The sequence below is a fragment of the Flavonifractor porci genome, assembly GCF_037572415.1.
In the GTDB taxonomy this organism is placed as follows: domain Bacteria; phylum Bacillota; class Clostridia; order Oscillospirales; family Oscillospiraceae; genus Flavonifractor; species Flavonifractor porci.
Window position 1 is genome coordinate 1 of record NZ_JBBHLB010000032.1, and the last position, 7,232, is coordinate 7,232.

Genomic DNA, 7,232 nt, shown 5'->3' on the forward strand with positions numbered 1-7,232 from the left:
TTTCTTCTCGTATGCCACCTTACTTCTGGACATAAATATCTCCCCCTATAGAAGCAGTGTTTTATTTCACTGTCTCCTATAGGGGGAGCATATCAGGCAGGGCTGCTTTCGCCTGTCTATGACTTCACCGACCGGGGCGGCTGCTGGTTCTGTCCCAACGCCAAAATGAAGGAACTGCGCCACCTCTATGACCATCATCCGAACCTGTGGGCCAAAATGCTGGAACTGCAGGCCCTCCCCGGTAAGGTGTCTGAGAAGTTTAATCGAACCATGCGTTTCTCCGACATCGACGAGAAGTTCCGCCGGGAGGACGCACAGGAAAGTCTCTTCCGGCGGGCTGCATAAAAGAAAAAGGAGATGAGGAAAACGACCAATCAGAAATATGAGGTCACAGATATTCCCCACGAGCAATACCCCTTCCTCCACCGCATCCGCGCCCTGCGGGATATGGGGACAGAAGTCAGAGCCGGGGAACTGGGCGGCTTTGTGGAGAGTGAGAGCAACCTCTCCTTTGAACCCAGCGATGACGCCTGGATCTTCGACAATGCCATTGCCTGCAACAATGCCTATGTGGACAAGGGCAGCTGTCTGCGTGGTGAGGCGGTGGCCTGCGATAACGCCTATGTCTCCCATGGTTCCGTTATGACCGGCCATTCCCGTGCCGAGGACGATGCCTACATTCGGGGCGCTGTTCTTTCGGCCCATGCCAGAGCCTCCGGGAAAAGCATGATCCTTCATGCCCAGGACACGCTGGCTGTGCCGCTTTTGTCCGGCCAATGCACTGTCTATGGAAAAGTATACGGCGATGTGCGCCTGACCGGGACCGCACTGGTCATCAGCGGCGAGGAGATCTGCAATGACACGCTGGATACGCTGGTCATCAGCGGGAAAAACCGCTCTGTCATTCGCTCCTCTTTCCGTGATCAACTATCGCCGAAAAAAACTGTGTCCCAAAAGGAGAAACCAAAATCAAGGGGGATGTCCCGATGAGCAGCTTTTTCGAGCAGGAACTTCGCAAGCTGTTCGGGGACGGTAAGATCATCCAGAAGCCGCATTTTGTGGGCCGGGCCTGTTTGGGCTCTCTGGGCAGCGACCTGCGGGTGCGGGTCGAATTCACCGATCCATTTGTGGCAAGAAATTATGATGTTCTGTCTGTGAAGGTGCTGAATCGGACGGACGGCGTGGTGGATCAGATGCGCCTGCGGATCACAGAGGTGATTGGAATCAAGAAGATCCCGAATCACCCGTCCTTTCGTGACGGTTTGGCTCCGCACATCTGGACCTATAACGGCAAAACAGAATGGTATGGCTATTACCCAGATGACAAGGACTACCAGGCCATGCGACAGGCTGTGAGTCAATACTTGGAGGTATTTCGGGAACGGGCGCCGGAGCAGGAGCGCAGCGGCCCCAAGCTGGTCTATATCTGCGCGCCCTTACGCGGCGATGTGGAACAGAACATCGCGTTTGCCCGCCAGAAAGCCCAGGAGGTGTTTCAGGAAGGAGACATCCCCATATGCCCACATCTCATGTTCCCGCCCATTGCAGACCCCAATGATCCGGTACAGGATCAGACGGCACGGGAGATGGGCCTGCGGCTGGTGGATTCCTGTCAGCAACTCCATGTCTACGGCCCGGTATGGACCGATGGAATGTGGGCTGAGATCCATCGTGCGGAGAAGAGCGGAATCCCCATCATGACGGATCAGAAAGAGATTGGGAAAACACCTCTCCGCCACAGATCATCAAAGAAGGAACGGTGAGCGTATTGCCGTTTCCTATCACAAAGAAAAAAGGAGAACCTTGCCTATGAACGATCATCCCCAGTGGGAGATTATCCATGGTGACGCGCTGAAGGTGTTGGAGGGCTTTGCCCCCAACTCCTTTGACGCGGTCATCACCGATCCGCCCTATGCGTCCGGCGGGCGCACCCAGGCGGAAAAGAACAAATCCACCGCCAGGAAGTATTCCAGTATGGGAGACAGCGCCCCGCCTCCCTTTGACGGCGACGCCAAGGACCAGCGCTCCTGAACCCGCTGGGCGGCGGAGTGGCTGTATGAAGCCCGACGGATCTGCAAGCCCAGCGCCCCTGTGTGCATGTTCATCGACTGGCGGCAGCTCCCCGCTGCCACGGATGCCCTGCAGTGGGCTGGCTGGATCTGGCGCGGCACTGCTGTCTGGGACAAAGGCAACAGCCGTCCCCAGAAAGGACGTTTCCGCCAGCAGGCGGAATACATTGTCTGGGGTTCCAACGGCGATATGCCCATCAACCGGCCCGTTCCCTGTCTGCCCGGTGTGTTCAAATACGGCAATCCCCAGAACCGCATCCACCTGACAGAGAAGCCTCTGCAGCTCATGCGTGACATCGTGAAGATCACCGAGCCGGGTGGCCGTATTCTGGACCCCTTTGCCGGTTCCGGCAGCACGGTGCTGGCTGCTGTGCTGGAGGGCTACTCCGCTACCGGCATTGAGGTCACCGACCATTATGCGGAACTGGCCAGGGAGCGGATTCGTAAGGAATTGGAGGCTGCGTGACAGGCAGGGTGTTACATGATGCACCCTGTCTTGATTTTTGCCCAGCAAGGGTGCGCCATTGCACACCCTTGATCAGAAGGAGGCACGATGGAAAAACAAACGACTGCTCGGTTTTTCCGAAAACCGATCCAAATTGTTGATCTGCAGGATGATACTCCCATCATCAAGCCTTCGGCCTTCCAAATCATCCGGGAGGTCATCCTGCCGGAACCCCAGTACCGCCGTTTTCAGAAGGAACTTCTGGCGGAGAAACCGTTTATTGCTTCCCGGACCAACCTCACCGGCTATGATTCGGAAACCGGCTGTTTTCGCTGCCTGCTGGTCACAAGCCGGAAAAGCCGGGATGGAATCCTCGTGGACAGCGAAGGGTACCACTACGCTCGGTATGCGGCGTATGTGAAGGACAAACGGACGCTGGATCTGAAGGGAGTTGCTCGGGACGAATTGGATTGGCCACGCAGGGAGCGGTGAGCATTTTTCTTTTCGCAGAGGAATGATTCAAATCACCCAACCGCTTGGAAAGAAACCTCCGCGCCGTGCGCGGTGAAGCCACCGCCGCCTTTGGCGGCGATGGCGCAAGCATCGCGCAAATGTACATTTGCACAGCTTGCAGGGGATACCCCTGTCCCCAATGCCGCCTGCGGGCGGATGATCAGCGGCCGCAGGCCGCGGAAAGGAGTGTGGCGTGGCCGAAAAAGAACCCAAGCACCATCTGCATATTGAACTGACACAGCAGCAGTACCAGCTGTTGTGCCATCAGGCTAAAGAGTGTCGCCTGACAAAACGGGCCTTCATCACCCGTCTGATCGAAGGGCAGCCGGTCAAGGCGCGCCCTTCTCAGGAGATCAAGGAACTGCGCACTGAAATTCATCACATTGGCAACAACATCAACCAGATCGCCCGCAGCGTGAATGCTGGGATTGCCAAGCCGGAGGACGCAAAGCGCGGACTATACCTGCTGGATAAAATTTATGAGCTAATGTTCCAGGTGGCGAATCAGTAGTGGCAGTTACTAAGATTCTGCCCCGAAATGGAGGATTGAAAGAAGCTATTGACTATGTACTAAACGGAGATAAAACAGATGGCCGTATTCTGACCTCACATTTCAACTGTGATCCGGGTCGGGAGTACCGTCAAATGATGGTAACGAAAAAGGCAGTGGGAAAACCGGATCAACGGCAGTGTTACCATATTGTTCAATCTTTTAAGCCCGGAGAAATTACCCCGGAACTGGCAATAGAAATCGCAAAAGAATTTGCGAAGGAACATCTGTCTGGTTATGAAGTGGTAATTGGAACCCATGTGGACCGCCATCACATCCATTCCCACATCTTGTTCAATTCGGTTAATGCAGATACCGGCGAAAAGTATCACAGCACACAACAAAGCTACTACCAGCAGATCCGGGCCATCTCAGACCGCCTTTGCCGCGAACACGGATTATCCGTCATCATGTCTGGCGAGCCTGCCAAGGCAGTCAGCTACATTGAGTGGCTACGGCAATCCAAAGGCCAGCCCACATTCCGTTCCATGCTGGAGGCGGACCTGCGGGAGGCCATTGAGGATGCCAATGACATCGGCCACTTCTTCCTGCTCATGGAACACAAGGGCTATGAGATCTACCATGGTAATCGCCTTGGATTCCGCCTGCGGGGACAGGAACGGTTTATGTACCCGGAGCGGAAGGACAGGCGATTTTCAGAGGATGGCATCCGTGCCGCTATCGCCGGAAATCTGGAGGCCATTGAGGAAGGTAGGCGGCCTGCCGTGATTTCCCGCCCCAGATACCGGCCATACCGAAAGCATCCGAAGTACACCGGCTTTCTGGCTCTCTATGTCCATTACCTCTATCTGCTGGGCAAAATCGGGCAGCGGCAGTACCCACCCAGAATGACGCCGCATTTACGAAAAGCCGCCATGGAGTTTGATGCCTACCGGGAGCAATTTGCCTTTCTCCGTGAAAACGGCATTACCACGCCTGCGGATATGGATGCCTTTCAAGCCCGCACAGAGGAAACGCTGGCCAAACTGATAAAACAGCGCACCATCCTCAATGTGCGGAAAAAGGAGCGCCGGAGCCTGTATACGGCATTGGCAGACGCGGATGCTCTGGCCCCCAGCAAGGCGCTCTATCAGGATGGCCTCACGGGTATGGAAAATGAGTTTGAAAAATACATGGAAGCTGTGACATTGCTGGAAAACTGCGGTGTTCCCAGGGATCGTCTGACTGCTGAAAAGGCGGAACTGTATGAGCAGCTTGCAGAATTGAACCGGGAGATCCGCACCCAGCGCCGGAAACTCAAGCTGTGCCAAGAGATCCGGCAGGGCCTTCCGCAGATGGAGCAGGACATTGAAAGAATAGAAGCGAGAGAAAGCGAGGTGAAACGAGATGAACATTGGAGGCGGTGAAGCAGCCGACCAGATGGTACGGATGATGCTCTCCGGTGGAGAAGTGGCCGTCCGGCTGTCCGGATCGGCGGCCAAGAATCTGCTGGCCATGTCGCTGGCTTTGGCGAAAAGCCATAAAAAGCTGTCCGGCAAGGTTCGTATGGGTAAAATGCTGCAAGAAACACGGGACATCCGTGTATTCCCCATGACCCCGGAACAGTATCATGCATTCCGCAAGACGGCTGGCCGTCAGAAACTGCTGTATGCAGCGATCAAGGATATGGATGACAAAGGTAGGCTGGTGGATGTGGTCATGCCGGTGACGGAACTGGATCGGGCCAATATGATCTTCAAGCGCATGCTGTATCAGCCGGAAAAGCCCAAGCAGCGGGAGGAACCATCCCAGGAAAAGCAGCCCGAAACACCAAAAAAAGATTCTCGGTCGGAACGAGACTCGCCCGCTATCAGCATCAGCTCTCCTACACGCGCAGAGAGCGCGGCGAGGATGACGAGTGAGCGGCCCTCGGTGGAAGGGCGGCTGAAAGCCTATCGGGCGCAGCTCGACAGACAGCGGCAGTCCGCTCCGGCCAGGCAAATGACGAAAGTCAAATCTCAGGGAAAAACAAAATAATAACCCATATCCTGTCTGGGAAAAGTGCTGGATATTCCGGCAGGTTTCGGGTATCGTTGCTTTACAGCGTTAAGAGAATGGAGGGAACTTGGATATGAAAGTTGGCATGTATTATCGGGACAGAGCAGGCAGCGTTGGGTTTCTGCTTCCGGAGGACAAAGCGTTGCTGGGTAGGCTGCTCTCCCACAGCGAACTTCCCGCAAAAGAACAACTTCATGGAAAACGGTGCTGGATGTACCTCAGAGTAGATACTGACCGGCAGCATGATCAAATCGGCCTTCTGATTCAGAGGGAAAAGCTGTATCGGTTTGCGGAGGAAAACGAAATGCGGATCGTGGGTGAAACCCGTGAGCTGGTCAGTGGCGGAGATATCGGACGGTATGGCCTGCAGGCCATGACAAAAGATGCGGAAACCGGGAAAATGGATTACATTCTCGCCTGTGACCGTAACCGAATCTTCCGCGGTCAATCCCTGCGGCATCTTCTGGCCTATGAGGATCGCCTGCACACCTGTAGTGTAGATATCCTATACCCGTATGAAATCATTTAACAGAAATCATATAATCGGATGACAAACGAGAAAAAGCTAAGATAGGCGCACTGATACCGGTGCGCCCATCTTCATTTGATGGAGGTGACAGCCACTGAAGCGATCCCCCAGAGCAGGCGACTGGATCATTTGCCTGTTTCTGTATATTCCCGTGGTCTGGGCGGCGCTGCTCATTGCGCAATCTCTCGGCGGCGGACTGCTGGACCTCATCAGCAATCTGAATGCCGCCCTGCAGTCGCCCTTGGATATCCGCTGGACAGAACACAGCCTGATGTCCATTCTGGCCTGCAGCGGTTTGTATATCATGGGCATCTGTCTCTACCAGTCGATTCAGGGCCGTACCCGTGACGGCGAGGAACACGGCTCCGCGCAATGGGCATCGCCCAGGCAGGTCAACGCCATGTTCTGCCAAAAACAGAACAAGATCCTGACACAGCATGTCAAGCTGGGACTGGATGCGCACAAGCACCGGCGGTCCCTAAATGTTTTGGTCATCGGCGGTTCCGGAGCAGCCAAGACCCGCAGCTATGTTCTTCCCAATATTCTGGAAGCAAACACAAATTATGTGATCACTGACCCGAAAATGGAGGTCCTGACCGCCACAGGAGGGTATCTGAAACAAAAGGGCTTCGATCTCCGTGTTCTGAACCTTGTCAATCTGGAGCAGTCGGACGGCTATAACCCCTTCCGTTACCTACGGGACGAAAAAGACGCTCTTCGGCTGGTGAACAATCTCATTCAGGCTACCACGCCCAAGGGGAGCCACGAATCCGATCCATTCTGGACCAAATCCGAAACTGCGCTGCTGCAGGCCATTATCCTCATGCTATTTCAGGAAGCACCGGAACAGGAACAGAACTTTTCCATGGTCATGCGGGTACTGGAATATGCGGAAGTGAAGGAAGAAGATGAAGAATATGTCTCTCCGCTGGACCTGCTGTTCAATGCCATAGAGCGGGAAAACCCCACCAGCGTAGCGGTGCGGCAGTACAAGGTATTCAAAATGGCAGCCGGTGTTGTATGCTCTAAAAGACTTCTTAATCAAGCGGTTGGGAAGTCTCTTAGAACACACAACCTAAAACCGAAGAAAGGAGCGCAAGTTATGAGAAAAAACGAGAAAATCACAGC

Annotated in this window: 9 protein-coding genes and 2 pseudogenes; all 11 read left to right on the forward strand. The window is 54.6% G+C overall.

Annotation, left to right across the window (positions count from 1 at the left end):
• Positions 1-216 precede the first annotated feature (216 nt).
• Positions 217-345 (forward strand): hypothetical protein, encoded by a 129-nt coding sequence (locus WHJ28_RS16325; protein WP_340043076.1) that lies wholly within the window; start codon positions 217-219, stop codon positions 343-345.
• A 12-nt stretch (positions 346-357) separates the two neighbouring features.
• Positions 358-990 carry a hypothetical protein gene (locus WHJ28_RS16330; protein ID WP_340043077.1) on the forward strand — a complete coding sequence of 211 codons (633 nt, stop codon included), beginning with the start codon at positions 358-360 and terminating at the stop codon, positions 988-990.
• A complete protein-coding gene (locus WHJ28_RS16335) occupies positions 987-1,763 on the forward strand; it encodes a DUF7768 domain-containing protein (RefSeq protein ID WP_340043078.1) in 777 nt (258 codons plus the stop codon). Before WHJ28_RS16330 ends, WHJ28_RS16335 begins: the two co-directional genes overlap by 4 nt.
• Positions 1,764-1,809: 46 nt before the next feature.
• Positions 1,810-2,535: pseudogene (locus WHJ28_RS16340) on the forward strand (DNA-methyltransferase).
• A gap of 87 nt (positions 2,536-2,622) precedes the next feature.
• The gene (locus WHJ28_RS16345; RefSeq protein ID WP_340043079.1) at positions 2,623-3,006 is read left to right on the forward strand and encodes a DUF6329 domain-containing protein; all 384 of its coding nucleotides are present in this window, start codon (positions 2,623-2,625) and stop codon (positions 3,004-3,006) included.
• 214 nt (positions 3,007-3,220) lie between these two features.
• Positions 3,221-3,538, forward strand: a complete 318-nt coding sequence (locus WHJ28_RS16350; RefSeq protein ID WP_340043080.1) for a plasmid mobilization protein — start codon at positions 3,221-3,223, stop codon at positions 3,536-3,538.
• Positions 3,538-3,966, forward strand: a pseudogene (locus WHJ28_RS16570) (relaxase/mobilization nuclease domain-containing protein); the annotation flags it as partial. The gene WHJ28_RS16350 and the pseudogene WHJ28_RS16570, both read left to right, overlap by 1 nt.
• Before the next feature lie 21 nt (positions 3,967-3,987).
• On the forward strand, positions 3,988-4,944 hold the full coding sequence (locus WHJ28_RS16355; protein WP_425461163.1) for a hypothetical protein: 957 nt from the start codon (positions 3,988-3,990) through the stop codon (positions 4,942-4,944).
• Positions 4,925-5,554: a PcfB family protein gene (locus WHJ28_RS16360; protein WP_340043082.1), complete on the forward strand. Its 630-nt coding sequence runs from the start codon at positions 4,925-4,927 to the stop codon at positions 5,552-5,554. Before WHJ28_RS16355 ends, WHJ28_RS16360 begins: the two co-directional genes overlap by 20 nt.
• A 94-nt stretch (positions 5,555-5,648) precedes the next feature.
• Complete coding sequence (locus WHJ28_RS16365) at positions 5,649-6,104, forward strand: recombinase family protein (protein ID WP_340043083.1); 456 nt, start codon at positions 5,649-5,651, stop codon at positions 6,102-6,104.
• A 151-nt stretch (positions 6,105-6,255) separates the two neighbouring features.
• Positions 6,256-7,232 (forward strand): type IV secretory system conjugative DNA transfer family protein (locus tag WHJ28_RS16370; RefSeq protein WP_340043084.1); only part of this gene is annotated, 977 nt, incomplete at its 3' end.

Bases quoted from the DNA above. Each gene is read 5' to 3' on its own strand.
- WHJ28_RS16335 (WP_340043078.1), top strand. From the start codon at position 987: ATGAGCAGCTTTTTCGAGCAGGAACTTCGCAAGCTGTTCGGGGACGGT.
- WHJ28_RS16365 (WP_340043083.1), top strand. From the start codon at position 5,649: ATGAAAGTTGGCATGTATTATCGGGACAGAGCAGGCAGCGTTGGGTTT.
- WHJ28_RS16330 (WP_340043077.1), top strand. From the start codon at position 358: ATGAGGAAAACGACCAATCAGAAATATGAGGTCACAGATATTCCCCAC.
- WHJ28_RS16325 (WP_340043076.1), top strand. From the start codon at position 217: ATGCTGGAACTGCAGGCCCTCCCCGGTAAGGTGTCTGAGAAGTTTAAT.
- WHJ28_RS16345 (WP_340043079.1), top strand. From the start codon at position 2,623: ATGGAAAAACAAACGACTGCTCGGTTTTTCCGAAAACCGATCCAAATT.
- WHJ28_RS16355 (WP_425461163.1), top strand. From the start codon at position 3,988: ATGTCTGGCGAGCCTGCCAAGGCAGTCAGCTACATTGAGTGGCTACGG.
- WHJ28_RS16360 (WP_340043082.1), top strand. From the start codon at position 4,925: ATGAACATTGGAGGCGGTGAAGCAGCCGACCAGATGGTACGGATGATG.